At 59.4% G+C, this 25,172-nt stretch carries 21 protein-coding genes, 1 tRNA gene and 1 pseudogene; 11 read left to right on the top strand and 12 right to left on the bottom strand.

Annotated elements, in window-relative coordinates:
* The 3 genes and pseudogenes from DWA01_RS21290 to DWA01_RS21280 all read left to right on the top strand — a co-directional run.
* Positions 1-239, top strand: a pseudogene (locus DWA01_RS21290) (glutamine synthetase); the annotation flags it as partial.
* Positions 240-316: 77 nt separating this feature from the next.
* Positions 317-1,699, top strand: coding sequence for an aldehyde dehydrogenase family protein (locus DWA01_RS21285; RefSeq protein ID WP_114287819.1), 1,383 nt, complete (start codon positions 317-319; stop codon positions 1,697-1,699).
* Complete coding sequence (locus tag DWA01_RS21280; protein ID WP_114287818.1) at positions 1,696-2,841, top strand: iron-containing alcohol dehydrogenase; 1,146 nt, start codon at positions 1,696-1,698, stop codon at positions 2,839-2,841. Before DWA01_RS21285 ends, DWA01_RS21280 begins: the two co-directional genes overlap by 4 nt.
* Positions 2,842-2,893: 52 nt before the next feature.
* Here DWA01_RS21280 and gndA read toward each other — a convergent pair whose 3' ends face one another.
* Positions 2,894-4,297, bottom strand: a complete 1,404-nt coding sequence (gndA, locus tag DWA01_RS21275; RefSeq protein ID WP_114287817.1) for an NADP-dependent phosphogluconate dehydrogenase — start codon at positions 4,295-4,297, stop codon at positions 2,894-2,896.
* A gap of 372 nt (positions 4,298-4,669) precedes the next feature.
* On the opposite strand from gndA, the gene DWA01_RS21270 reads away from it, so the two are divergent.
* Entirely contained in the window at positions 4,670-5,782 is a 1,113-nt protein-coding gene (locus DWA01_RS21270) for a CaiB/BaiF CoA transferase family protein (protein ID WP_114287825.1), read from the top strand.
* Between the two features lie 100 nt (positions 5,783-5,882).
* On the opposite strand, the gene DWA01_RS21265 is transcribed toward DWA01_RS21270, so the two are convergent.
* Positions 5,883-6,608, bottom strand: a complete 726-nt coding sequence (locus DWA01_RS21265; protein ID WP_114287816.1) for a sterol desaturase family protein — start codon at positions 6,606-6,608, stop codon at positions 5,883-5,885.
* A 208-nt stretch (positions 6,609-6,816) separates the two neighbouring features.
* Here DWA01_RS21265 and nagA point away from each other — a divergent pair, with 208 nt between their 5' ends.
* A complete protein-coding gene (gene nagA, locus DWA01_RS21260) occupies positions 6,817-7,974 on the top strand; it encodes an N-acetylglucosamine-6-phosphate deacetylase (protein ID WP_114287815.1) in 1,158 nt (385 codons plus the stop codon).
* A gap of 162 nt (positions 7,975-8,136) precedes the next feature.
* Positions 8,137-8,213, top strand: a tRNA-Ile gene (locus DWA01_RS21255).
* Positions 8,214-8,271: 58 nt separating this feature from the next.
* Here DWA01_RS21255 and DWA01_RS21250 read toward each other — a convergent pair.
* The 7 genes from DWA01_RS21250 to DWA01_RS21220 form a co-directional block, all read right to left on the bottom strand.
* The gene (locus DWA01_RS21250; protein WP_114287814.1) at positions 8,272-9,192 is read right to left on the bottom strand and encodes a LysR substrate-binding domain-containing protein; all 921 of its coding nucleotides are present in this window, start codon (positions 9,190-9,192) and stop codon (positions 8,272-8,274) included.
* Between the two features lie 646 nt (positions 9,193-9,838).
* Complete coding sequence (locus DWA01_RS21245; RefSeq protein WP_114287813.1) at positions 9,839-10,561, bottom strand: HAD family hydrolase; 723 nt, start codon at positions 10,559-10,561, stop codon at positions 9,839-9,841.
* A 2-nt stretch (positions 10,562-10,563) separates the two neighbouring features.
* Positions 10,564-11,406 (bottom strand): alkaline phosphatase family protein, encoded by an 843-nt coding sequence (locus DWA01_RS21240; protein ID WP_114287812.1) that lies wholly within the window; start codon positions 11,404-11,406, stop codon positions 10,564-10,566.
* Positions 11,406-13,043 (bottom strand): ABC transporter ATP-binding protein, encoded by a 1,638-nt coding sequence (locus tag DWA01_RS21235; RefSeq protein ID WP_114287811.1) that lies wholly within the window; start codon positions 13,041-13,043, stop codon positions 11,406-11,408. The genes DWA01_RS21240 and DWA01_RS21235 overlap by 1 nt, the downstream gene beginning before the upstream one ends.
* Positions 13,043-13,855, bottom strand: a complete 813-nt coding sequence (locus tag DWA01_RS21230) for an ABC transporter permease (RefSeq protein WP_114287810.1) — start codon at positions 13,853-13,855, stop codon at positions 13,043-13,045. Before DWA01_RS21230 ends, DWA01_RS21235 begins: the two co-directional genes overlap by 1 nt.
* On the bottom strand, positions 13,852-14,811 hold the full coding sequence (locus DWA01_RS21225; RefSeq protein ID WP_114287809.1) for an ABC transporter permease: 960 nt from the start codon (positions 14,809-14,811) through the stop codon (positions 13,852-13,854). Before DWA01_RS21225 ends, DWA01_RS21230 begins: the two co-directional genes overlap by 4 nt.
* Positions 14,812-14,825: 14 nt before the next feature.
* Positions 14,826-16,385 (bottom strand): ABC transporter substrate-binding protein, encoded by a 1,560-nt coding sequence (locus tag DWA01_RS21220; RefSeq protein ID WP_114287808.1) that lies wholly within the window; start codon positions 16,383-16,385, stop codon positions 14,826-14,828.
* Between the two features lie 252 nt (positions 16,386-16,637).
* Here DWA01_RS21220 and DWA01_RS21215 point away from each other — a divergent pair, with 252 nt between their 5' ends.
* Together DWA01_RS21215 and DWA01_RS21210 are read left to right on the top strand one after the other, a co-directional pair.
* A complete protein-coding gene (locus DWA01_RS21215; RefSeq protein WP_114287807.1) occupies positions 16,638-17,402 on the top strand; it encodes a DeoR/GlpR family DNA-binding transcription regulator in 765 nt (254 codons plus the stop codon).
* A 300-nt stretch (positions 17,403-17,702) separates the two neighbouring features.
* Positions 17,703-19,157 carry a multicopper oxidase family protein gene (locus DWA01_RS21210; RefSeq protein ID WP_114287806.1) on the top strand — a complete coding sequence of 485 codons (1,455 nt, stop codon included), beginning with the start codon at positions 17,703-17,705 and terminating at the stop codon, positions 19,155-19,157.
* Between the two features lie 184 nt (positions 19,158-19,341).
* On the opposite strand, the gene DWA01_RS21205 is transcribed toward DWA01_RS21210, so the two are convergent.
* Complete coding sequence (locus DWA01_RS21205) at positions 19,342-20,220, bottom strand: hypothetical protein (protein WP_114287805.1); 879 nt, start codon at positions 20,218-20,220, stop codon at positions 19,342-19,344.
* Positions 20,221-20,581: 361 nt separating this feature from the next.
* Between DWA01_RS21205 and DWA01_RS21195 the strand changes: the two genes are divergently transcribed.
* The gene (locus tag DWA01_RS21195; RefSeq protein ID WP_114287803.1) at positions 20,582-21,973 is read left to right on the top strand and encodes an MATE family efflux transporter; all 1,392 of its coding nucleotides are present in this window, start codon (positions 20,582-20,584) and stop codon (positions 21,971-21,973) included.
* Between the two features lie 87 nt (positions 21,974-22,060).
* Entirely contained in the window at positions 22,061-22,666 is a 606-nt protein-coding gene (locus DWA01_RS21190; RefSeq protein ID WP_114287802.1) for a CDP-alcohol phosphatidyltransferase family protein, read from the top strand.
* Between the two features lie 30 nt (positions 22,667-22,696).
* Here DWA01_RS21190 and DWA01_RS21185 read toward each other — a convergent pair whose 3' ends face one another.
* Together DWA01_RS21185 and DWA01_RS21180 are read right to left on the bottom strand one after the other, a co-directional pair.
* The gene (locus DWA01_RS21185; protein WP_200832638.1) at positions 22,697-23,047 is read right to left on the bottom strand and encodes a fluoride efflux transporter FluC; all 351 of its coding nucleotides are present in this window, start codon (positions 23,045-23,047) and stop codon (positions 22,697-22,699) included.
* Positions 23,047-23,409 carry a fluoride efflux transporter FluC gene (locus DWA01_RS21180; RefSeq protein ID WP_114287801.1) on the bottom strand — a complete coding sequence of 121 codons (363 nt, stop codon included), beginning with the start codon at positions 23,407-23,409 and terminating at the stop codon, positions 23,047-23,049. Before DWA01_RS21180 ends, DWA01_RS21185 begins: the two co-directional genes overlap by 1 nt.
* A gap of 113 nt (positions 23,410-23,522) precedes the next feature.
* Between DWA01_RS21180 and DWA01_RS21175 the strand changes: the two genes are divergently transcribed.
* Complete coding sequence (locus tag DWA01_RS21175; RefSeq protein WP_114287800.1) at positions 23,523-25,169, top strand: GMC family oxidoreductase; 1,647 nt, start codon at positions 23,523-23,525, stop codon at positions 25,167-25,169.
* Positions 25,170-25,172: the final 3 nt, after the last annotated feature.

Raw genomic sequence — 25,172 nt, 5'->3', positions numbered from 1 at the left:
TTGAAGATGCTGAGAAACTCGCCGCGCCCACCGTTGGCGATGCCTATGAGGGCGACACGGGCTTTATTCCGCAAAACCTGCGTGATGCCCGCGACGCGCTGAAAGGCTCACAAATGCTGCGCGCCGCATTTGGCGACGATGTGGTAGACCATTACAGCCGTGCGGCGGAGTGGGAACTTGAAGAATTTGACCGTGTGGTGACCGATTACGAAATCGCACGCGGTTTTGAACGCGCCTGAGGCGCCTGAATTGTCCGGGCGTATTGCCCGGGCCCCTCGCCCCTGTATGGGGCAGTTCTGGTTTTAAAGAGGATGCCATGACTAAGGTTCTCAAATGTATCTCCCCCATCGACGGTTCAGTATATGCTGAACGGCCGTGTTTAAGCCTCACCGAGGCGCAGGCCGCTGTTTATGCAGCGAAATCCGCGCAGAAAGCCTGGGCCAAACGCCCGTTACAGGAGCGGATTGATCTGGTGATGGCCGGCGTGGCCCGCGTTGGCGAAATGGGTGATGAAGTTGTCACCGAACTGGCGCATATGATGGGCCGCCCGACCCGTTACGGTGGTGAATTTGGTGGCTTTAACGAGCGCGCCTCCCACATGGCGGTAATCGCTGAAGAGGCGTTGAAACCCGTCGAAGTGGAAGACGGCGATACCTTCCGCCGTATCATCAAACGCGAAGCCCATGGCGTTGTTCTGGTGATTGCGCCGTGGAATTACCCTTATATGACAGCGATTAACACCGTTGCGCCCGCGCTGATCGCCGGCAATGCGGTGATGCTGAAACACGCGACCCAGACGCTTCTGGTCGGCGAACGTATGGCGCGCGCGTTTCATGAGGTCGGCGTGCCTGCGGACGTATTCCAGAACCTGTTCCTGGATCACGACACCACATCGAAACTGATCGCGGAAAAATCATTTGGTTTCGTGAACTTCACCGGCTCCGTCGGTGGTGGTCAGGCGATGGAAAAAGCTGCGGCTGGCACATTTACCGGTGTGGGTACCGAATTGGGCGGCAAAGACCCGGGTTATGTGATGGAAGACGCGAACCTGGACGCGGCGGTTGATACGCTGATTGATGGCGCCATGTTCAACGCCGGTCAGTGTTGCTGTGGCATTGAGCGCATCTATGTGCACGAAAGCCTCTATGACGCGTTCCTGGCCAAAGCCATTGATATCGTGAACGGATATACGCTCGGCAATCCGCTGGACGCCGACACCACCATGGGTCCGATGGCCAATGTACGTTTTGCAGCAGAAGTTCGCGCCCAGATCGCAGAAGCTGTGGACGCCGGTGCTGTGGCCCATATTGCCACCATGGCGGCCGATGATGGTGCCGCCTATCTGACGCCGCAGATCCTGACCAATGTGAGTCATGAAATGCGGGTGATGCGGGACGAGAGCTTTGGCCCTGTTGTTGGCATTATGAAAGTGTCCTCGGACGCGGAAGCCATTGCTCTGATGAACGATTCTGAGTTTGGTTTGACCGCCTCGCTCTGGACCCAGGACCTTGATCGTGCTGAACAAATTGGCGCCGAGCTTGAAACCGGCACCGTGTTTATGAACCGGGCTGATTACCTCGATCCGGGCCTGTGCTGGACCGGCTGCAAAAACACCGGACGTGGTGGGGCGCTGAGCATGATCGGCTATCACAACCTGACCCGTCCAAAATCCTACCACCTGAAGAAAGTAACGTCATGAACCTCGTTGGCAACTGGTCCTACCCGACCACGATGAAATTCGGCGCCGGCCGGATCAAAGAACTGCCCGAAGCCTGTGCAGCAGCCGGGATCAAAAACCCGCTGCTGGTGACGGATAAGGGCCTCGCGTCCCTGCCTATCACCCTGGCGACGTTGGACATTATGGAAGAAGCGGGTCTTGGCCGCGGTTTGTTTTCCCAGGTAGATCCCAACCCGAACGAGCTCAACCTGGCCGATGGTGTTGCCGCCTATAAAGCCGGCAACCACGATGGCGTGATCGCCTTTGGCGGCGGCTCCGGGCTTGATCTGGGCAAAATGGTCGCTTTCATGGCGGGTCAGACCCGTCCGGTCTGGGATTTCGAAGACGTGGGCGACTGGTGGACCCGGGCCGACGCAGATGTGATCGCGCCGATCATCGCGGTGCCAACCACCGCCGGCACCGGCTCAGAAGTGGGGCGTGCGTCGGTGATCACCAATTCTGTGACCCATGTCAAAAAGATCATTTTCCACCCCAAGGTTCTGCCGGCGGTGGTGATCTGTGACCCTGAACTGACCGTGGGCATGCCTAAATTTATCACCGCAGGCACTGGACTTGACGCCTTTGCCCATTGTGTTGAAGCTTATTCCAGCCCGTTTTACCACCCGATGTCTCAGGGCATTGCACTGGAAGGCATGCGCCTGGTCAAAGACTACCTGCCGCGCGCCTATGAGGACGGCACTGATCTCGAGGCTCGTGCGCATATGATGTCGGCAGCGACAATGGGGGCAACCGCGTTCCAAAAAGGACTGGGCGCGATCCATGCGCTGAGCCACCCGATTGGTGCGGTTTACAACACACACCATGGCACCACCAATGCGGTCTGCATGCCTGCAGTGCTGCGGTTTAACGCGCCAGTGATCAAAGATCGTTTTGATACTGCGGCGGGTTACCTGGGAATTTCCGGTGGTTTCAACGGGTTCTGTGATTATGTCCAGGAGCTGAACAACGCTATGGCGATCCCACAGAAGCTGTCTGAAATGGGTGTCGGCACCGATAAGCTGGATGATCTGGCCGCAATGGCTCTGAGCGACCCAAGCTGTGGTGGCAATCCGATTGAACTGACTTCGGAAAACCTGCGTCAGCTGTTTATTGACTGTATCTGATACGCTTTCCCCGGCGGCCAGCGCCGCCGGGGAATTCTTTTAAATTAAAGACTTACATCGCCCAGGGGCCGTGATTTCCAGACGTGCCGTCATCCAGACGCACGAAGCCATGGGCGCCAAAAAAGTCGCGCTGGCCCTGGATCATATTGGCGGTGCCGCGCGCAGTGCGCATGGTATCAAAATAGGACAGGGCAGCAGACAGCGCAGGCACCGGAGCGCCGGAAAGTGCTGCCTTTGCAATGACCTGGCGCAGACCTTGGTGGCTTTCTTTCAGGCGGTGTGCAAAATCCGGGGCGAACATCAGGTTCAGGTCCGGAGTTTTTGTCAGAGCATCGGCCATATCGTCCAGCATCGCGGAACGGATGATGCAGCCGGAGCGCCAGACCCGGGCCACTTCGGCCATCGGAAGATCCCAGCTAAACTCATCGGACGCAGCGCGAAGAAGTCCGAAACCCTGGGCGTAACAGGCGATTTTTCCGGCCAGAAGCGCCTGCTCCAGCAGGTCAATAATGCCATCAAAATCAACGGGTTGAGGGGCTGCGCCAAAAATGGCCTCGCCCTGCGCCCGCTCGCTCAGGCGCGAGGAAAGGTTCCGGGCTGCAACCGCCGATTCGATGGTGGTCGCGGGTGCCGCGAGATGCAGCGCTTCGATGGCCGTCCAGCGCCCGGTGCCTTTTTGACCGGCCGCATCCAGAATGACATCCAGCATCGGTTTGCCGGTTGCAGGATCCGTCGCAGCGGCAACCTGTCCGGAAATTTCGATCAGATAGCTTTGCAGCGGGCCCTGATTCCAGCGCGCGAATACGGCAGCAATGGCGGCAGAATCCATGCCGAGACCATCGCGCATGATACCGTAAACCTCTGCAATCATTTGCATATCGGCATATTCAATGCCGTTATGTACGGTCTTCACAAAATGGCCCGCGCCGTCCGTACCCATATAGGTGGAACAGGCGGTGTCGCCAAATTTCGCTGAGATTGCTGTGAGGATATGTGCAACCCGGTCCCAGGCGGATTTTTCACCGCCACCCATGATTGACGGGCCTTTGCGCGCGCCTTCTTCGCCACCGGAAACTCCAATACCCAGAAAGGGTTGCCCGGTGTTTTTCGCTTCAAACGCGCGCCGGCGGCTGTCACGGAAATTGGCGTTGCCCGCATCGATAATCAGATCGTCCTGATCCAGCAGTGGTTGCAATTGTGCAATCATGTCATCCACTGGTTTTCCGGCGGGAACCATCAGAATGATGTTGCGGGGGCTGGCCAGAGAGGAGACGAAATCCTTCAATGTTTCAGACGGTTGAAGGCGCGAAGCCAAATCACCGGCAGACCCCATGAACTCCTCGGTCCGGGACCAGGTCCGGTTGTAAACCGCCGTTTCAAAACCGTTTTCGACAATGTTAAGCGCCAGAGCTGCGCCCATTGTACCGAGGCCAATCAAGCCGATTTCCGCTGTCATCGGTGTCTCCTTTGGGAAAGTCACATTGCTTCCTTCAACCACAGCGCGGCAGGAGACACCAGTGGTATCGATAACAACTGCGAACTTATATGAAAATTGCACATTTTGGCACCAGACTTATGCAATTACAGATACGAAAGGCGAACATCGTTCTGAACCAGGTGCCGGACAGGCCTGGTTTTGGGACGCAATGAACCCGTTCATACGCTCGGCAGTACATGTGTGCTTCCGGGGACAAAAAAAACCGTGGCGGATTCTGCGCTGGCACAGGGGCAGTAAATTGCGCACTGTGCCGCCAATTGGCTGTTCAGACCCCGGCACTGAACGGGCGATATGGAATTCCGGCGCAGCCCCTTTGTTCAGGACATAAATATGAAACCGCTTGAAGGCCTGAAGGTCGTTGAACTTGCCCGGATACTGGCCGGTCCCTGGATTGGTCAGGCGCTTGCCGACCTCGGGGCTGAAGTGATTAAGGTCGAAAGCCCGCAAGGGGACGACACCCGCCGCTGGGGGCCTCCGTTCATTGAACGGGACGGCGACAGGACGGCGGCGTATTTTTATGCGGCCAACCGGGGCAAAACGTCGGTGGTTGCTGATTTCCGCACCGAAGAGGGCCAACAGATCGTGCGCAGGTTGCTCCGGGACGCCGATATTGTGATCGAGAATTTCAAAGTTGGCGGGTTGGCGAAATACGGTCTCGATTATGACAGTCTCAGGGCGGACCATCCGCGACTGATCTATTGTTCCATCACCGGGTTTGGTCAGGACGGGCCTTATGCCAACCGTGCCGGTTATGACTTTCTGATCCAGGGCATGTCCGGGCTGATGTCGATCACTGGTGAACCAGAGGGTCAGCCGCAAAAAGTCGGCGTCGCAGTCACCGATATAGTCACCGGGCTCTATGGCACCATCGGGGTGATGGCTGCGGTGGAGCAGCGCCACCGCACCGGCCGCGGCCAGCAGGTGGATATGTCTTTGCTGGATTGCGCCACCGCTTTGTTGGCCAATCAGGCGATGAATTATCTGGCCACCGGCGACAGTCCGGCGCGGCGCGGCAATGATCACCCCAATATTGCACCCTATCAGGTGCTGCCAACCGCGGATGGGCACATCATTCTGGCGGTCGGCAATGACGGCCAGTTTCAGCGTCTCTGTGGCGTGTTGCAACGCGGCGATCTCGGCTCAGATGCACGCTTTGCCAGCAACCATGAGCGGGTGGCGCATCGTGAGGCGCTGACGCGCGCGCTGACGGAATCGCTGGCGATTTGGGGCTCTGCCGCGCTGTTGTCGGCGCTGGAGGCGGCCACGGTGCCGGCGGGGCCGATCAATTCGGTGGCAGCGGCCTTTGCCGATCCGCAGATCGTCGCGCGCGGCATGGTGGTGACACCTGAGGGTGTGCCCGGCGTGCGTGGCCCGTGGAAGTTTTCCGACGCGGAGCTGGCGCTGGAAAAAAGCGCGCCGGTGCTGCCGGAACAGGGCTGTTGATCGTCTGAGGTCAGGGGCGGGGGGAGCTGGCCCAGATCGTAAAAACCGCTTCAGCACCAGACCACCGCGCCCTCTGGCCGTTCAGATGCACTCCCGACGCTCAGCCCCGGGCGGCGCGGGCGATGTCCGCAGGGCTGAGCCCGTATCTTTCCGCATAGTGATGGCGCGCTGCAACCAGCCTGGAGTCATCCGGCGTCATGCCCAGAGTGCGGATGAATTCGATACGTTGTTTGCTTTTCAGCGCCTCGCGCTCAATGGCGGTGCCCATCAGCCGGTCGATCACCTCGCCTCCGGGGGAGACATGAAACCAGCGGGAAAAATCGCGAAAATGGTGTTGGTTGTGCAGGGTGGTGACATGGCGCTCAACCCGGGTTTTGCCCACCGGCAGATGCGCGGTCATGTGGAACCATTCATAGCCCAGAAACGTCAGTGCCCCACCCACCGGCACCACGGCGGTGGCGATGTTAAACGCCTGATCCAGACCGGCGAGGCGCAGCAGGCCAAAGAGCGCCGCGTAATTGATCGCCAGCACCGGCAGTGTCACCCAACCCGGCGCAAAAAACAGCCTGGGGTGGGTGGGGAAATCATGGTGGCCGTAATGGGCCATATAGAGCAGGTTGAACTGCCACTGACGCCGCGGCGGCGCGAGGTGAAAGATGTAGCGATGCATCGAGTATTCGTTCAGCATCTGCGCCAGGATGCCCAAAGGCACCAAAAACCAGAGCCAGGCCGGGGCTTGCAGCGACAGGCTGAGACCGCCGGCAAGCACTGCAAGTATCATGGCCGGGATCGACCAGTGAGACATCATCAGGGACAGGCGTTGCATCGGATCTCCTTTGGCCGGATGCTCGAACACAAGGGCGGAGTGGTCAAGTCTGACGTGGTGTCAGCCGCTGATGATCCCGGGAGTAACAGCCGGCATTGACCCGCATTTGCGGACTGATACTGTCAGCCCGGGCGGGCCCAGGATTATTATGGCCGGGGAGTGGTGCAGCAGCATCGCAGGTCGCGCCAGAAGCAAAACGGAGAGCTCTATGGGCCAGCAGATGACGGCTTTTCGCTGCGACCGGCTGTTTGACGGCACGCAGATGCACAAGGCGGTGGTATTGCTGGTGCAGGACGGGCGCGTGCTTGGCACTTGTGCTGCGACGGATGTGCCTGCAGCTGCCGCGGTGGCCGACCTGGGCGGCGGAATATTGGCCCCTGGATTTGTTGATCTGCAGGTCAATGGCGGCGGCGGGGTGATGTTCAATGACCGCCAGGACAGCAACACGCTTTTGAAGATTTGTCAGGCCCATGCGGCTTTGGGCGCGACGTCGGTCCTGCCGACGCTGATCACTGCCAGTTTTGAACATGTGCGCGCGGCGATTGCTGCGGCGCACGGCGCGGTGGCCACCAGTATGCCGGGGCTGATCGGGCTGCATCTGGAAGGCCCGCATCTGGATCCACGGCGCAAGGGCGCCCATGATGCGGCGCTGATCCGGGCGATGGATGCACAAGACCTGGCACTGCTCTGTAACGCTGCGCGCGCGCTGCCGGCGCTGATGCTGACACTGGCGCCCGAAAGTGTTTCGCCAGATCAGGTGGCGGCGCTGGTCTCCGCCGGGGCGGTGGTATCGCTGGGGCACAGCGGCGCGGATTACGATGATTGCCTGGCTCTGGTACGTGCGGGTGCGCGCTGCGTCACTCATCTGTTCAACGCGATGAGCCCGCTGAGCCATCGTGCGCCGGGGATGGTCGGCGCAGCGCTTGATCTGGGCGAGCTGTCCTGCGGGCTGATTGCTGACGGGCTGCATGTGCACCCGGTGGCGATGCGGCTGGCACTGCGGGCAAAACGGGGTCCGGGGCAGATCTTTCTGGTGTCCGACGCGATGGCGCCTGCCGGCACAGATCAGCGCAGTTTCATGCTCGACGGGCGCGAAATTCGTCGCAAAAACGGGCAATTGACGCTGGCAGACGGGACACTGGCCGGCGCGGATCTGGATCTGGCAACGGCGCTGAAGGTGATGGTGCAGGACGTGGGCTGTGATCTGGAGATGGCGTTGCAGATGGCGACATCGATCCCGGCTGCTGTCATTGGCAATCGCTCCGTTGGGCATCTGCGCAGCGGCGCCGTCGCTGACATGGTGCATCTGAGTGATGAGCTGGAATTACAGGCGGTGTGGCAGCAGGGCCGTCAGATCAGGGGCTAACCTGCGCCGCGCCTTTTGGCCAGGCGGCCAGAGGGAATATGCCAGAACGCTTGACGAAAACAGTGGCGCGCGCTTTTATGACCGGATGACAGTATCGGACGCCACATTGCAGCGCCGCTCCGCGTGCCGGCGAATACACCAACCCTCATTCTTTTAGATTGAGGGAGTGTAGCTCAGTGGCAGAGCGGGTCCCCTTATAAGGGCCGTCGTCGCCGGTTCGAATCCGGCCACTCTTACCAGATACCAAATACCGGACTGCCGGATGACTGGCAGCTAAAGACCACCAGAATCAGGCCATCAGGCCGCCGCGCCGGGCAAGTTGATTTTCAGCGCGTCATGAGCTTCGCGGATGGTGTGGCCCAGCAACTCATACCCGGCCGCACCCGGGGCGGAACTGCGCCAGGCCAGGCCAATTTCACGGCTGGGGGCCGGCGCATCCATTGCCAGCAGGCGGATATTTTCGGTGTGGGATTCCACTGGCACCGCCATTTCCGGCAAAAAGGTCACCCCCATGCCATTGGCCACCATCTGAATGACTGTTGCCAGCGTTGAGGCGCCAAAGGTGTCGATCTGGCCAATATTGCGCAGCTGACAAAATGCCAGCGCCTGGTCGCGGAAACAATGGCCCTCTTCCAGCAGCAGCAGCGGCTCATCCCGCAGCAGTTCTGCCGGGGTGTCGGGCTGCCGCGGGTCCGGGGTGGCGACGGGCACCGCCAGCATGAACGGATCGTCAAACAGGTGCAGGGTCTGCACGCCCTTTTCCTCGATCGGCAGCGCCAGCAGCAGCAGATCAAGACGGCCGTCTTTGAGTTCCTGCAGCAGCGGTGCGGTCTGGGTCTCGCGGATCTGCAGCGACATTTCAGGAAAATCCCGGCGCAGAAGCGGCAACAGGCCGGGCAAAAGATAGGGCGCAACCGACGGGATCACCCCCAGGCGCAGCGGGCCGGACAGCGGGCCGCGGCTTTGGTGCGCCGTCTGGACCAGGTCCTGCATCGCCGTTAACACTCCGGCGGCACGGGTGGCGATTTCAATGCCGGCGGCGGTCAGCCTTGCCCCATCGTGCAACCGTTCCAGCAGACGCACACCCAGCTCAGTTTCCAGTTCCTTGATCTGCATCGACAGCGCCGGCTGGGTCACCGAGCAAAGATCCGCGGCGCGGCCAAAATGTCCGAGCCGGGCCACCGCATCAAAATAGCGCAACTGTTTCAGGGTGGGCATGAGCAGAAAACCTTATCAACATGAGAAGTACGCACGAATAGAACTTATTGCGCTAAGAGGCCAGCCTGAAGACTGAGATCCGGAGCAATTCGCGCGCGTGAAGCATCGCTGCAGGACTGCTCAGACACGAGTTCCGCTGACAGGCGCAAACCGGAGTGTTTGATGGATGCCCGCGTCACTGGCGCTGCACCAGATCAGCTAAATGTCCCGGATATAATCACCCGGGACGCCAGGATTCCAACAGCTCCCGGGCTGTGGCTGGCGGCATGCCTGCGGAAATCCGGTTTTTCATAAAGGGCCGGTTACTGCTGCATCGCCGCGCCCCAACTGCGCCTGGCCTGCGCGTCACGATGGTCGCCGCGTAGCAAAATCTGCGCAGCATTCGCGTAAGAACTGCTGGATTTATGGGTCCTCAGCCGGACAATCAAAACCCGTTGATCCGGCCGGTAAAACGCGGTCCAGCCTTGAGAATGTTATGTCCGCAAACCGGATTGACTTTCTGTGGCGGGTATAACTGACATCGCAATATTTTTGCCCTGGCACCGCCGGGTCGCGCCTGACTTCCCCAAAGGGGAGGTCAGGCGCGACCCTGTCTTTTTACCGCTGCCTGGGGCTTAATACCGAAGTCAGGACGTTAATCCTGCAGCTAAGCGGCGGCGCCGTTGGCCTCGTTCAGGTAGCCGGGCAGGCTGGCGACAGAGGGCAGCACCACCGCGTCGGTCTCTGCCAGCTGTTCCGCAGTGGCGGGGCCCGTCAGAACCCCGACACAGAGACCAACACCGGCGTTTACGCCGCAGTCGATGTCATGGGTGCTGTCACCGACAAAGATCACCTCTTCCGCTTTGATCCCGGTTTGCGCACAGAATGCGTCGACCATACCGGTGCCTGGTTTGCGGCCGTAACCGCTGTCAGAACCGCAAACAAAGTCGAACAAAGCCAGCGCGTTGACCGCGTTGAGCTGGCTGAGGGCGCCGGCCTCAATATCATTGGTGGCGACGCCGAGTTTCAGCCCCATCTGGCGCAAAGACCCCATTACATCGGTGAGATCGAACAGTGGCACCGCCGGCAGCGCTTTGGTTTCCGCGCGGGCGAGCGCGTCAACCTGTGCCAGATCATGGCCCGGGGCCAGCGCGGACCAGGCGGCGTTCACCTCGTCTGCACTGGCGTTCACGATCAGAGAGCCGGCGATAAAACTGCCACTGGCGCGCTGATAGCCAACCGTCTGCGCCATCTTGTCCTTCAGGGTCTCATCTCCTGGGGCCAGATGCTCCAGCATACGGTCACAAAACACTGACCAGGCAGCGTCAAACGAAAACAGGGTGCCGTCCTTGTCAAAAAGGACGGCTTTATAGTTGCTGAGATTGTTCATGGTTATTCTTCTGTCAGGAAAGAGCCGGCTTTCATCGAGTCGGGCACCGGCGCGCCGAGACGCGACAGGATGGTGGGGGCGAGTTGGCGCTGATCCAGCAACGTGCCGCTGTCCGGACCTTTGGCCGGGCCGAAATAATACAGCGCGAAGTCCTGCTGGGTCTCGCCGCGGCCGCCGTGGTGGCCACGCTCGTTCTGGCCGTGGTCGGCGGTGACGATGACCTCATAGCCGGCGTCACGCCAGCGGGTGATATAAGGCGCCAGCATCTCATCCATCACAAAACAGGCGTGATCCATCGGCGTGCATTCATGGGCAAACCGGTGGCCCATCGAATCCAGGGTGCAGGTGTGCAAGATGCCATAATTCAGGTCAAAGCGTTCCGACAGCATGGTCAGGGTGGCAAACAGATCGGCGTCAGACGGCGTCATCTGATTGTTATGGCCATAGCCCGCCATGGTGTGAAAGCGGCCGTGGTTGATTGAGGTGCTTTCGGGTTCGTCATATTCAATGTCGCGCACCGGATCAAACGGGGAACGGTTGAAAAACTCCGACCAGAACGAATGGGTGACTGCACCGGTGGTGCCGCCCGCCAGCCGCACCTGGGAAAAGATGTCGGGCATATTGATACGGAACACGTTGGTATTGCCAGTCGAGCCGTGCACCGCAGGTGCCACGCCGGTGTGGATCGAGGCATAACAGGAGGCCGATATCGACGGCAGCACCGCCCGCATTTTCCACACCTGAGCGTCGCCCGAGTCGACCCAGCCTTCGAGATTGCCAAACACTGAGCGCCAGTTGCGCCAGGGCACACCGTCCAGAATAATCAGCAGCAGTTTGTTGTTCATCAGTTGCCAGCGCTTTCCATTTTGCGATGTGCGATCACGTTTTCGAGCCAGCCGATTTTCATTTCTGGCACCGAAGACAGCAAGAGGTCGGTATAGTCGTCAAAGGGCGGCGCCAGTACTTTGGATTTGGATCCGTAGCGCACCACTTTGCCCTGGTGCATCACCGCGATGGAATCGGCGATGGCACGCACGGTGGCAAGGTCATGGGTGATGAAGAGATAGCTGACGCCTTCGATTTTCTGCAGGTCGAGCAACAGTTTCAGAATGCCGTCGGCAACCAGCGGGTCGAGCGCGCTGGTGACCTCATCACAGATGATCAGTTTCGGTTTTGCTGCAAGCGCGCGGGCAATGCAGACCCGTTGTTTCTGACCGCCGGAGAGTTCCGCCGGATAGCGGTTGCGGAACTCCTGTCCCATTTCGATCTCTTCCAACAACTCGTTGATACGTTTGTCTTTTTCCGCACCTTTCAGCCCGAAATACAACTCGAGCGGCCGGCCGATGATATTGGCGATGGTCTGGCGCGGGTTCATCGCGGTGTCGGCCATCTGATAGATCATCTGCAATTCGCGCAGGTCTTCGCCGCTGCGCTCCGCCAGCGCCGATGACAACTCGCGCCCGTCAAAAATCACTTTGCCGCTGCGGGGCGGCAACAGGCCGGTGATCACCCGCGCCAGTGTTGATTTGCCCGAACCGGATTCCCCGACCACGGCCAGGGTCTGGCCCGGGTGCAGTTCCACAGAGACGTCAGACAGCACGTCGGATTTGACCCTTGGATAGCGGGCGGAAATGCCTTCAACCAGCAGGACCGGCGTCGCGGTCGGTTGTTTTTCCTCGTGCTCAATGGAGCGCACCGCCACCAGCGCCTGGGTATAGGCTTCTTTCGGGGTGTTGATGATCTGGTCCACCGTGCCATATTCGACGGTTTTGCCCTGTTGCAGCACCATGATGTGGTCGGAAACCTGGGCCACGACCGCGAGGTCATGGGTGATATAGAGCGCCGCGACGCCGGTCTGGTGGATCGCCCGTTTGATCGCCGCCAGCACGTCGATCTGAGTGGTCACATCCAACGCGGTGGTCGGTTCGTCAAAAATCACCAGATCGGGTTTAGGACAAAGCGCCATCGCGGTCATCGCGCGCTGCAACTGGCCGCCGGAGACCTGGTGCGGGTAGCGGTCGCCAAATGTCGCCGGATCGGGCAGGCCCAACTGATCGAACAGCGCGATGGCGCGCGATTTTGCCTCGGAATCAGAGCAAAGCTTGTGGCGTATACAGCTCTCGATCACCTGCTCGAGGATCTTTTTTGACGGGTTGAAAGAAGCGGCGGCAGATTGCGACACATAGGTGACCTCATGACCGCGCAGGCTGCGCAGCAGAGTCTTGTCACCGGTGAGAATATCGCGGCCGTTGACATGGACCTCGCCACCGGTGATCGACACACTGCCGCGACCATAAGCGAGCGCAGAGAGGCCGATGGTGGATTTACCAGCACCGGATTCTCCGATCAGCCCCAAAACCTTGCCTTTTTCGAGGTCAAAACTGACGCCGTGGACGATCTCGATATCAAAGGGCTTTTCATTGGGCGGCATCACATGGGCGCCGATTTTGAGGTCTTTGACCTTCAACAAATACTCAGACATCAGCGGCCTCCTTTCAGGCTGGTGGTGCGCGACAGCACCCAGTCAGCCACGAGGTTGACGGAAATCGCCAGGCTGGCGATGGCAACAGCGGGCAGCAGCGCGGCCGGAACGCCGTAAACCAGACCTTCTTTGTTGTCTTTCACAATGCCACCCCAGTCCGCATCCGGCGGCTGAATGCCAAGGCCGAGGAACGAGAGCGTAGAAACAAACAGCACCATAAAGATGAACCGCATGCCCAGTTCGGCCACCAGCGGCGACAAGACGTTGGGCAGGATTTCGCGGAATACGATCCAGCGGGTGCCTTCGCCACGCAGGCGGGCGGCTTCGACGTAGTCCATCACATTGACATCGGCCGCCACAGCGCGCGCCAGGCGATAGACCCGTGTAGTATCGAGCAGACCCATCACCAGGATCAGCACCGGCAGGGTCACCGGCACGACCGAGAGCACCACCAGGGCAAAAATCAGCGTCGGGATCGACATGATCAGATCAATAAAGCGCGACAGCAGCATATCGGTCCAGCCGCCGATCACCACCGCGCTGAGCGCCAGCGTAGTGCCGAGCGTGAAGGAGAGGATCGTGGCCGCCGAGGCGACAAAAATCGTGGTGCGGCCGCCGTAAATCATCCGCGACAGCAGATCACGGCCGATGCCGTCGGTGCCAAAGAGGAATTCCCACGAGGCCGGTTCCCAGACGTCGCCGACCACTTCGCCGACCCCGTAGGGGGCCAGCCAGGGGGCAAACAGCGCCATCAGAAAAAAGGCGGAGGTCAGAATGAGCCCGATCAGAGCACTTGTTGGGATGCGCATCATTTTGGGTGCCTCAGTCTTGGGTTGGCCAGGATGGCAATGATATCGGCCAGCGTGTTGAGCACGATATAGACGGATGCAAAGACCAGACCGCTGGCCTGAACCACCGGCACATCGCGTTTGGCCACGTGGTCAACCAGGTATTGCCCCATGCCGGGATAGACAAACACCACTTCAACCACGACGACACCGACCACCAGATAGGCCATGTTCAGCATCACCACGTTGACGATTGGCGAGATTGCGTTGGGCATCGCATGGCGGAAAATGGTCTGGAACGCCGACAGGCCCTTGAGCTCTGCGGTTTCGATATAGGCGGATTCCATCACGTTCAGGATCGCCGCGCGGGTCATGCGCATCATATGTGCCAACACCACAAAGGTCAGCACGATCACCGGCATGGCGATGGCTTCAAGCTTGTCACCGAAATCCATGCCAGGGCGCAGGATAGAGACCGAAGGCAGCCAGCGCAGTTTTACCGCGACCACATACATGATCACATATCCGAGGATGAATTCCGGCACCGAAATGGTGGCCAGAGTCACCGCAGAAATCAGTTTGTCGGGCCAGCGGTTGCGAAACTGCACCGCCAGAAGCCCAAGGAAGATGGCGAGCGGCACCGAGACCGCCGCCGCGCTGGCCGCCAGGAACAGCGTGTTTTGAAGGCGACCAGACATGGAGTCCGCAATGTCCTTGCCATTGGTCAGAGCCGTGCCAAGATCACCGCGCAGCGCATCACTCAACCAGTTGAAATACCGGGTGAGCGCCGGTTCATTCAGCCCCAGATCGCGGCGCAGGTTTTCCAGCGCTTCGGGAGTGGCTGACTGTCCCAGAATAGACTGGGCGACATCGCCGGGCAAAATCTGCGTCCCGGCGAATATCAGAGCAGAGGCTGCGAGCAGCAGCATAAGTCCCAGCGCGATACGCTGGGACACAAGTTTAAGGACAATGGGGGACATGGTTCAGATCCCGCTTATTCGAACCAGGTCTTGATGGCGGTGAACCCGTCCATCTGTTCACCGTTGGGGTTGGCTTCCCAACCGGTAACTTTCGACTGAAGCCCGTCGATGAACTGGTTGAACATCGGGTTGATCAGGCCGCCCTCTTCGTTGAGCATACGCCCCATCTGGCCGTAGATATCCTTGCGTTTGCCCACGTCCAGTTCGGCGCGTGCCTGCAGCAGCATGGCGTCAAATTCGGCGTTTTTGAAACGAGTGTCGTTCCAGTCAGCGGTGGACAGATAGGCTGTGGTATACATCTGATCCTGCACCGCACGACCACCCCAGTAAGACGCAGCGAACGGCTGTTTGTTCCAGACTTCGGACCAGTAACCATCTGCAGGCTCACGTTTGATCTCCAGCGGGATGCCGGCAGCACGTGCGCTTTGCTGGAACAACGCAGCGGCGTCCAGCGCCCCGGCGAAGGCCGCTTCAGATACGCGCAGAATGATCGGCGAACCATCATGGCCGGAAGCAGCGTAATGTTCACGCGCCTTGTCCAGATCGAACGCACGCTGTGGGATGGTTTCATCAAACAGCGGATACGCATCGTTGATCGGTGTATCGTTGCCAACAGCGCCATAACCATTGAGAACTTTTTCGACCATTTCTTCGCGGTTGATCGCGTATTTCAGCGCCAGACGAAGGTCTTTGTTGTCAAAGGGCGCTGTGTCGGTGTGCATGACGAAGACATAATGTCCACGGCCGGAGGTTGGCTCAATGCTGATACCCGGGGCGCGGCCAAACAGGTTCGCGGTTTTTGGCGAAACCATGTTGATCGCATGGACCTGACCGGACTGCAGCGCAGCGGCGCGGGCGGTGTCATCGTTGATGACCAGGATTTCGTAGCTGTCATAGTGACCGCGGCTGTCATCCCAGTAATCGGCGAATTTTTCGAATGCGTGACGGACGCCAGGCTCGTTTTCAGTGATTCTGTAAGGGCCTGTACCGATACCAGCGGTCGGGTCGTCGATGCCGCCGTTGGGCTGAATTACCAGGTGGTAATCGGCCAGAAGATAAGGCAGATCCGAGCTGGCGGTGGTCAGGTTGACGGTAAAGACGTCACCGTCAACGGACATGCTTTCGATGCCACGCATGATGCCAAGCGCGCCGGATTTGGAATCATCATTGGAATGACGTTCCATGGTTTTCAGCACATCCTGTGCGGTCAGGGTTTCGCCGTTGTGGAATTTCACACCCTGGCGGATGGTAAAGTGCCAGGACTGACCACCATTTGACGCTTCAACACTTTCGGCAAGGCGATAGTGCAGCCCACCATCAGGGGCCACGTTCAGAAGGGTTTCACCCCAGCCGCGCAGAACCGAGAAAATAACCTGGCTGAGCGACAGGGCCGGGTCCAGGGAGTTGGTGCTTTCGCCGCCTTTGAGACCAAGAACGAAATGGCCGCCCTTAACAGGCTCGGCTGCGAACAGGGGGGCGATGCTGGTCATGCCGGCCATCAGGCCAAGCGCGCTGGCGCGGCCCATGAAACCGCGGCGTGACAGACCAGTGGGTTTGTTGGTGGTGCGAGACATAGTGTCCTCCTTGCAGATCGTGTTATCGCCCGACGGGCGTTTTTTTTATCGTTACGTGACTGAACTAGTCAGTTTTGTAATATTTATTACATTTCATGACACAGTGTTGACGGGAACATGTCAATAAAATTACACTTCAAGCAGACAATTATTTCCGGGCGCTGCAATATTTGGTTCGGATCAAGTGGAAAATGAGCGTTTAAGCCAATGTATTACATGCTGTGGGCACAGAAAATCGGTTAGAGAGACACTATGTCAGTGAGCAAAAAAAGTACACGGCAGTCGCGGATTATGGAGATCATCCGGTCCCTGGGTTATGACACGATCGAGAATTTGGCGCATAATCTGTCGGTCTCGGAGCAGACCATCCGGCGCGATATTGTGGAGCTGGATCAGAATAACCTGCTGCGGCGCACCCATGGCGGTGCCGCCTACAGCGGTGAGTTGGAGGCCACCGATCTGGTCCGGCGCCGCAGCGTGGCGACCAATGTCAAACTGCGCATTGCCCGGAAAGTGGCCGAGCTGGTCCGGGACGGCGATTCGGTGTTTCTGGATGCCGGCACCACAATTGAGGCGGTCGCCACCGCCCTGCTTGAGCGCAAGGATCTGAAAGTGGTCACCTATAGTGTGGGTGTCGCCTATCTGCTGAAAGACCGCACCGATTTTACCGTCGCTATTCCGGGCGGGTTTCTGCGCCATATTGACGGCTCAGTGATGGGCGAGCCCTCGTCAGAATTCATCAAAAAGTTTCGCTTTGATGTCTCGGTCATTTCCGCCAGCGCCATCGATTCCAACGGTGAAATGGGCGATGATGATCCCTGGGAAGTCTCCAATGTGCGCACAGCAATGGAACGCTCTACCACCACCATCATGGCGGTGCATTCCTCTAAATTCTTCCGCACTGGGCTGGTGACACTCGGCTCGGTCTCTGACGTAGACAGTATTGTCACCGACCAGCTGCCTGAGGGGCCGCTGGGGGACTTGATGCGCCAGGCTGCTAAGACCTACGTGGTGTAAAATCCTGATGGCGGCATTTGCATGCAAGTCACAGGCATCAGTCAGGCAGATCTGAACGCCGCCCGCCAACAAAACCCTGACGGATTCATACCCCGGCTCAGGCGGCGGCGCGACACTAATTGTCGTTTTGTTCCGGTCGCTCGACCCTGGTCCGGGCACCTGAGGTGCTGCGGGCGCGCCTGTATTGGAGCGCGGCGAAGCCCTGTCACGACTTGTCAAAAAAAGGTGATGAAACAACAGGTTGTTTGTGATCGCCTGGGTTCCTTTCTTGTAGCGGGAAGACAATGAAGGACCACAACAATGACAATGATCAATCGTAGAAACGTACTTTTTGCCGGCGCCGCCGGTCTGGGAGCCGGCGTGATCGGCGCCGGTCAGGCCGTGCAGGCACAGACCGCAGCGGCTCGCACGTCGCTGGCCTCCTCCAGCGCCGTTTCTTCGCTCATTCCCAAGCCGCGCAAAGTGAATTACCTGCTGAAAATTTTGGACACCGATCTCAATCCTGACGGTGAAAAATCTATGAAGGCCCTGACGGTGAACGGCACCTTCCCCGGACCGGAAATCCGCATGCGCGAAGGCGAGATGTTCCGCGCCCAGGTCGAGAACCATCTGGACGGGGAAGAGACCAGCATTCACTGGCACGGTCTGCTGTTGCCGGCGGTGATGGACGGCGTGCCCGGTGTATCCCATACCGCGATTGCGCCCAAAGAGATCCTCGTCTCTGAATTCCCGCTGCTGCAAAGCGGCACCTACTGGTACCATTCCCACTCCGGGCTGCAGGAACAGGTTGGCAGCGCCGGCCCCTTTATCATTGAGGCGGAAAATGAGGTGCACGATTATGACCGTGACTTTGTCATTTTCCTGTCGGACTGGCTGCATGAAGACGTTGAAAGCGTCATGGAAGAGCTGAAAGAAGGCGAAGACATGATGTCCGGTATGGGTATGGCGGAAAAGCCCGATCTGTCGGATGTGAAATACCCCAGTTTCCTGATGAACGGCAAAGGCAATAATGCACCCTGGAGCGGTGAGGTTTCCGTGGGCGAAAAGATCCGGTTGCGCATCATCGGCGCCGGCGCCTCGACCCTGTTCAAGGTCATGCTCGCCGATCACAAGATGATGCTGTCCCACGTGGACGGGCTGCCAGTGGAACTGCTGGAGATCGACAATCTGCTGATCGGCATGGGCGAGACCTATGATGTCATCGTCACCATTCAGAAACCCGGCGCCTTTACCCTGCATGCGATGGCCCAGGACGGGTCCGGCCAGGCGGTGGGTGTCCTGCACACCGCCGGCGCCGCTGCGGTGGCCGATCTGGAACTGCCGGTCTGGGGGCCCAAAAGCCTGGCCTACAGTGACATGCGCAGCCTGACCTCAACAGTGCTGCCTGAGGGTCCGCTGCATCAGATCGACATGACCCTGACCGGGGATATGAGCAAGTACGCCTGGGGGATCGACGGCAAACCCTATGGTGAGGGCGAGAACTATTTCATCAAAGAAGGCGAACGGGTGCGGGTCACCATGCGCAATGAGACCGGCATGTGGCACCCGATGCACCTGCACGGGCATTTTTTCCGGGTTCTGGCGCCCGGGGCGGATGCGGATCTGATCCCGCTGAAACATACGGTCAATGTGGCGCCAAAAGAGACGCTGAGTTTTGAGTTTATCGCCGACAACCCGGGGCGCTGGATTTTCCATTGCCACAATCTCTATCACGCGGAAGCCGGTATGGGCCGCGTCTTTATTTATCAGATCTGACGTCGCCCGGAGGGGCCTGATTTAAGCGAACAAAAGGGCCGTAAATTGCGGCCCTTTATGGGCTGCGGGCTGTAACGCCGGCATGGTCTGGATTGATATTTTCAACACTGAATGGGCACGGCCCATGCTCAACCGGAGCCCCTGCCCTGGTATTTCAGGCGCTCTGATCAGACCCGACTTCGGCTTATGGCGCCAGGAAATTGACCCCGGGAATGCGCTGGATCGCAAAGAGGTCGTCTTCATAGCGCTCGGTCATCTGCTCCACCAGTTTCACCGTCCAGCCCGGAAGTTCGATCTCGGTCTCCAGCGCCTCCTCGCGGACATATTTGTCCAGAAAGGCCGCGATGATGCGCCGCAACTGCATTTCGTTCTGCGGCTGATGCTGTTTCAGATAGGATTGCAGCCGCGTCAGCCCTTCGGGCAGCAACACTTCTTCCAGCACATCAAAGCCACCGCCCACCTCGGTTTTGGGGTCCAGACCGGCGATCTCGCGGATCACCTGGCCCCAGACAAACGGGGTGTCTTCATCACTCCACACCGTCAGCGGCGCGTCGGGCACCGCGTCGCGGATACGTGTAACCACATCGGACCACAGCAGCGACGCCGGATCGGTGTTACGCATGAACGTGCCATAATCGCGCTGCTTGTTGTTCACCTTCATCGCATCCGGGATAAAGGTCGCCGGATTGCGGATCGACATGAACAATTCCACCGGGTGACCGGGAAACAGATTGCGCAACGCTGCAGTTTTTTCCCCGACCCGGTCATACAGCATACTGCTACGGAATATATAATCGGGCACACAGGCAAAATTGGGATCGGTCAGGATCAGCCGCCCCACATCGTCCCGTTGCAGCAACGTATCAAAGACGAGGTCCTGTGCCGCATCCCCGGCGGCGGCGCCCTCCAGACGTTTCACCACATTGTCCAACAAGCTGCGGTAAGACCATGGCGCGGGAAAAGCCACGTTTTCGCGCTCAAACAGACCGCGGTTCTTTTTCAGAGATTGCAGCAGCAGGCTCTCGTGGCAGCAATGCATGCCGATATGAATAGAAATGATCATATGACCCTGATACCGCCCTGGTTTTAATACTTATAGAATTAGGCAGAATAAATTGGAAGGCGGGAACGGCAGGTGCCAGCCCGAACCGGCCCGCCCGGGGGCGGAAGTGTAATCGGGTATTTAATCCTGTCTCACACCGGCAAGATGCTGCAAGTGGCGCTGCAGCTTTTCCACGTCCGGCGGCGCACTGTCCGCCATCAGCTCCCGCTGCCAATACAGCCGCACCAGCCGGAGATCCTTCAGCGCCGCGCGCGAGCGCGCCGGGTTGTGCGTCCCTGCACAGAAGCCCCTGCAGCGATCACGGCTTGGCGGCACGGCGCATCTCTGTTCAGATAGCGACGGATTAAGAAAGGGGCGCATCATGGCGGCTGAACAGGCAAAATTTCTGGAGGGCAATTTGTTCCGCCATGTTTCGGTGATGTCACTGACCGCCTCGGTCGGGCTGATGTCGCTGTTCCTGGTCGATTTTGTCGACATGATTTTTATCTCAATGCTGGGCAAGTCCGAACTGGCGGCAGCAGTGGGCTATGCCGGGGCGATCCTGTTTTTCACCACGTCTTTTGGCATAGGCATGGCGATCGCGGCCGGCTCTCTGGTGGCGCGCGCCCTGGGCGCGGGAGACGTGCAGATGGCACAACGCCGCGCCGCCACTTCGCTGCTCTACGGGGTGATCTTTGGCGCTGTGTTTGCGGCGCTGGTCTGGGTCTATATCCGCCCATTGACCGCATTTTTGGGCGCCAGTGGCGAAACACTGGATCTGGCGGTCTCTTATCTGCGCATCATTGTGCCCTCGCTGCCCTTGTTGCTGATCGGAATGGTGGGGGGCGCGATCCTGCGCGCCCATGGTGATGCCAAGCGCGCGATGTTTGCCACACTTGCGGCCGGGGCGGTGAATGCGGCGCTGGATCCGGTGCTGATCTTTGGATTCGGGCTTGATCTGACCGGCGCAGCGCTGGCTTCAGTGGCCTCGCGCGTGGCGATTGCGGTGATGTCGGTGCTGCCGATCCTGCGCTACCACGGCGGTTTTGCAAAACCAAGCCGGGAAGAATTCGGCGTCGATTTCCCTGCCATTGCCGCCATCGCGATCCCGGCGATCCTGACCCAGCTGGCCACGCCGGTCGGCCAGGCCTTTATCACCCGCACTATGGCCCAGTTTGGCGAAGAGGCCATCGCCGGCATGGCGATCATCGGCCGGCTGGTGCCAATATCCTTTGGCGCACTGTTTGCGCTTTCTGGTGCGGTCGGGCCGATCATCGGGCAGAATTTTGGCGCCGGACGCCATGACCGGGTGCGCACTGCTTTTGCTTCGGCGGCGCTGTTTGCGGCGCTGTTTGTCGTTGGCATGTCGCTGCTTTTGTTCCTGCTGCGCGACCCGATCGCCGGTCTGTTCAACGCCGAAGGCATGACCCTGACGCTGATCTACCTGTTCTGCGGCCCGCTGGCGCTGGCATTTTTCTTCAACGGGCTGATGTTCGTCTCTAATGCGGCCTATAACAACCTGGGCCATCCATTTTATTCCACCTGGATCAACTGGGGCCGGCACACCCTGGGCACCATTCCCTTTGCTCTGCTGGGGGCGGCCTGGTTTGGCGCGCCGGGGGTGTTGATCGGCGCCTATAGCGGCGGTTTGATTTTTGGCCTCGGCTCCACGCTGCTGGCGCTGCGGCTGATGAAGCAAAATGAAACACCCTCAGACCGCCCGCCGTTTCAGCGTCAGGCCCGTTTGCTGGCTCTGTTTAATCTGCGCCGCTGAACACGCGGGCTCACAAAGCGGTCAGATGGCGTAATGCTGTGAAGTTGTGCCGTGACATTCGCTGCCGGATCAGCGCAATGTCCGGCCATGTTTGACACTCAGATCCGAAAACTCATTGACCCGGCGCTTGACTGGCAGGGCCGCAAACTGGCCGCAATGGGCGCGACGGCCGACGGCATAACCCTGGCCGGTCTGGCGCTGGGGCTGGTGTCCGCGGGATTCATTGCCAATGGTCAATTCGGCGCCGGACTGATTATTCTGCTGCTGTCGCGCGTGGCCGACGGGCTGGACGGCGCAGTCGCCCGTGCCACCCGGCCCACCGACTTTGGCAGCTACCTCGATGTCACCTGTGATTTTCTGTTTTATGGCGCCATTCCGATGGCATTTGTCTGGTTTGACCCCGCGAGCAATGGCGCCGCCGGCGCCTTCCTGCTGACCAGTTTCTACGCCAATGGCACCAGCAATGTGGGCTATGCAATTCTGGCGGAAAAACATAAATCCAGGGTCGCAGAAAGCAAGTCGCTCTATTTCAGCAGAGGGCTGCTGGAAGGCGCCGAGACCATCGGCTTTTTTGTGCTGATCTGCCTGTTTCCGGCCTGGTTTGTGCCGCTGGCCTGGATTTTCGCGGTGTTGTGTTTTGTCACCGGCATCAACCGGGTGTTGCTGGCGCGTAAAGTGTTCGGCACCGCCTGACACCGGCGCCCTGTGCGCGCCCTGCCCGCATCAGGACAACGCCATACCGAGCCGGAACGCCGCGACACTGCCAGCAAGATTCAGCACCACATTGGCCAAAGCCAGAGGCAGCCTGTAGCGCAGCGCGTGGTCCTGGCCCAGGTTCAGCGTCTGGGTGGCAAAAGTGGAAAACGTGGTGAAACCGCCGGTAAATCCGATCAGCAACTGCCGGAGGTAGCCCGGTTGCGCCGCGACCTCTGCCAACAGCGCACCCAGCAGAAACGAGCCGGTCACATTGACAACCAGAGTGGCCAGTGGCCAGCGCTGCGGCAACAGATGGCCGGCGCCAAACCGCGCCACAGCCCCGAGCCCGCCGCCCAGGGCAAATAGGAGCTGCAACATCACAGCCGCGCCCTTTGCTGCGCCAGCCAGCCGCCGGCCATGGCCGCAAACAGTCCGGCGGCGATCTCCACCCCGGCGCTGACCAGCGCGAGCGCGGTGCCTGCGCTGGCAGAATAAGAGACTAATCCGGCTGCAAAGGAGGAAAACGTCGACAGCCCGCCGCAAAACCCAACGAGGGCAAACCCCAGCATATTGGGCGACATGTTTTCGCGTTTGCCAAAGAGCCAGCCGAGCAGCAAACAAGCGAGTATATTCACCACAAACGTGGCGCTGAACACCCCGGCACCGGCGCTTAGCACCACAAGGTTCAGCCGCAGCCAGGTGCCGAGCGCCCCGCCAAAAAACACCGCTATCCAGATCATTGCCCCTCGCTTTCGCCCCAGATGTTGCAACCTGGCGCCAGGCTGTCAAGCGGGCTGCATTCAGTGATGGCGTTTTTCGCACCGCCATCCTAACCTGCGGTGCGGAGGGGATTATGCATAAAAAACGATTTGATTACATCATCGTCGGCGCCGGAACCGCGGGCTGTTTGCTGGCCAACCGCCTGTCAGCAGACCCCTCGAAATCCGTGTTGCTGATCGAAGCCGGGCCGCGTGACAGCTATCCCTGGATCCACATCCCGGTGGGTTATCTTTATTGCATCGGCAACAAGCGCACCGACTGGATGTATAAAACCCAGGCGACGGCAGGGTTGAACGGCCGCGCGTTGCTTTATCCGCGTGGCAAGACGCTGGGCGGCTGTTCCTCGATCAACGGCATGATCTATATGCGCGGCCAGGCCCGCGATTATGACGGCTGGGCCGGGACGCTGGCAGATAAGTCCTGGGGCTGGGACCAGGTGCTGGAAGATTTCAAAGCCCATGAGGATCATTACCGGCTGGATGACAGCGATCCGGCTCAGGGCAATAGCCGTTTTTCCGATCTGCATGGGCATGGCGGTGAATGGCGCATCGAAAAACAACGGCTCCGCTGGCAAATTCTGGACGCGTTCTCAGAGGCCGCGGTTCAGTCCGGAGTGCCAAAAACCGCGGATTTCAACAGCGGTGACAACCTGGGCATCGGCTATTTCGAGGTCAATCAACGCAGTGGCTGGCGCTGGAACAGTTCCAAAGCGTTTTTGCGCGGCATAAAATCGCGGCGCAATCTGACCGTGCGGACCGGCGTCGAAGTCACCCGGCTGTTGCTTGAGAACGCCGACAGTTTAAGCTGTGTTGGGGTCGAAATACGCGAGGGAGAGCAACGGATCTCCCTGAGTGCAGGCGAGGTGATCCTGGCTGCCGGCGCAATCAATTCACCCAAGATACTGCAGCTCTCCGGCATTGGCCCGGCCGCGCACCTGCACGCGGTGGGCGTTGAGGTGAAACAGGATCTGCCCGGTGTTGGCGCCAACCTGCAGGACCATCTGCAGATCCGCGCGGTCTATAAGTTCAAAGGCGCCAAAAGCCTGAACACAATGGCGGGTTCGCTCTGGGGCAAAGCCAAAATCGGGCTGGAATATGCGCTGAAGCGGTCGGGGCCAATGTCGATGGCACCGAGTCAGCTTGGCGCCTTTACCCGCTCAGACCCGGGGCAGGCCCACCCCAATCTGGAATACCATGTGCAGCCGCTGAGTCTGGAGGCCTTTGGTCAGCCGCTGCATTCTTTTCCGGCCTTTACCGTCTCTGTCTGCAACCTGAACCCCACTTCGCGCGGCACGGTAAAGATTGCCTCGTCTGACCCGGCAGACGCGCCGCTTATTGCACCCAATTACCTGTCGACAGACGCGGACCGTAAAATCGCCGCCGACAGCCTGCGTCAGGTGCGCGAGATCGTGGCGCAGCCGGCGCTGGCACAATATGCGCCGGAAGAGTTCAAACCTGGGGTGCAATACCAGAGCGATGAAGAGCTGACGCGGTTGGCGGGCGACATTGCCACCACAATCTTCCACCCGGTCGGCACCGCCAAAATGGGCCGCGAGGATGATCCGATGGCGGTCTGTGACAGCCATTGCCGGGTGCGCGGTGTCGCCGGTCTGCGGGTGGTGGATGCTTCCGTCATGCCAAATATCACCAGCGGCAATACCAACGCGCCGACATTGATGATCGCGGAAAAAGCGGCGCGCTGGATCCTGGAAGGGGTGTGATCA

The sequence above is a fragment of the Candidatus Halocynthiibacter alkanivorans genome (genome assembly GCF_003333265.1).
Classification (GTDB): Bacteria; Pseudomonadota; Alphaproteobacteria; order Rhodobacterales; family Rhodobacteraceae; genus Halocyntiibacter_A; species Halocyntiibacter_A alkanivorans.
This window is presented reverse-complemented; position numbering and strand designations above follow the sequence as displayed.

What these genes read in the sequence shown, in the direction of transcription:
- DWA01_RS21270 (WP_114287825.1), top strand. Translation starts at nt 4,670, where the DNA reads ATGAAACCGCTTGAAGGCCTGAAGGTCGTTGAACTTGCCCGGATACTG.
- DWA01_RS21180 (WP_114287801.1), bottom strand. Translation starts at nt 23,409, where the DNA reads ATGATCTGGATAGCGGTGTTTTTTGGCGGGGCGCTCGGCACCTGGCTG.
- DWA01_RS21185 (WP_200832638.1), bottom strand. Translation starts at nt 23,047, where the DNA reads ATGTTGCAGCTCCTATTTGCCCTGGGCGGCGGGCTCGGGGCTGTGGCG.
- gndA (WP_114287817.1), bottom strand. Translation starts at nt 4,297, where the DNA reads ATGACAGCGGAAATCGGCTTGATTGGCCTCGGTACAATGGGCGCAGCT.
- DWA01_RS21225 (WP_114287809.1), bottom strand. Translation starts at nt 14,811, where the DNA reads ATGTCCCCCATTGTCCTTAAACTTGTGTCCCAGCGTATCGCGCTGGGA.
- DWA01_RS21175 (WP_114287800.1), top strand. Translation starts at nt 23,523, where the DNA reads ATGCATAAAAAACGATTTGATTACATCATCGTCGGCGCCGGAACCGCG.
- DWA01_RS21240 (WP_114287812.1), bottom strand. Translation starts at nt 11,406, where the DNA reads ATGAACAACAAACTGCTGCTGATTATTCTGGACGGTGTGCCCTGGCGC.
- DWA01_RS21230 (WP_114287810.1), bottom strand. Translation starts at nt 13,855, where the DNA reads ATGATGCGCATCCCAACAAGTGCTCTGATCGGGCTCATTCTGACCTCC.
- DWA01_RS21215 (WP_114287807.1), top strand. Translation starts at nt 16,638, where the DNA reads ATGTCAGTGAGCAAAAAAAGTACACGGCAGTCGCGGATTATGGAGATC.
- DWA01_RS21220 (WP_114287808.1), bottom strand. Translation starts at nt 16,385, where the DNA reads ATGTCTCGCACCACCAACAAACCCACTGGTCTGTCACGCCGCGGTTTC.
- DWA01_RS21280 (WP_114287818.1), top strand. Translation starts at nt 1,696, where the DNA reads ATGAACCTCGTTGGCAACTGGTCCTACCCGACCACGATGAAATTCGGC.
- DWA01_RS21190 (WP_114287802.1), top strand. Translation starts at nt 22,061, where the DNA reads ATGTTTGACACTCAGATCCGAAAACTCATTGACCCGGCGCTTGACTGG.
- DWA01_RS21235 (WP_114287811.1), bottom strand. Translation starts at nt 13,043, where the DNA reads ATGTCTGAGTATTTGTTGAAGGTCAAAGACCTCAAAATCGGCGCCCAT.
- DWA01_RS21250 (WP_114287814.1), bottom strand. Translation starts at nt 9,192, where the DNA reads ATGCCCACCCTGAAACAGTTGCGCTATTTTGATGCGGTGGCCCGGCTC.
- DWA01_RS21245 (WP_114287813.1), bottom strand. Translation starts at nt 10,561, where the DNA reads ATGAACAATCTCAGCAACTATAAAGCCGTCCTTTTTGACAAGGACGGC.
- DWA01_RS21285 (WP_114287819.1), top strand. Translation starts at nt 317, where the DNA reads ATGACTAAGGTTCTCAAATGTATCTCCCCCATCGACGGTTCAGTATAT.
- nagA (WP_114287815.1), top strand. Translation starts at nt 6,817, where the DNA reads ATGGGCCAGCAGATGACGGCTTTTCGCTGCGACCGGCTGTTTGACGGC.
- DWA01_RS21195 (WP_114287803.1), top strand. Translation starts at nt 20,582, where the DNA reads ATGGCGGCTGAACAGGCAAAATTTCTGGAGGGCAATTTGTTCCGCCAT.
- DWA01_RS21205 (WP_114287805.1), bottom strand. Translation starts at nt 20,220, where the DNA reads ATGATCATTTCTATTCATATCGGCATGCATTGCTGCCACGAGAGCCTG.
- DWA01_RS21210 (WP_114287806.1), top strand. Translation starts at nt 17,703, where the DNA reads ATGACAATGATCAATCGTAGAAACGTACTTTTTGCCGGCGCCGCCGGT.
- DWA01_RS21265 (WP_114287816.1), bottom strand. Translation starts at nt 6,608, where the DNA reads ATGCAACGCCTGTCCCTGATGATGTCTCACTGGTCGATCCCGGCCATG.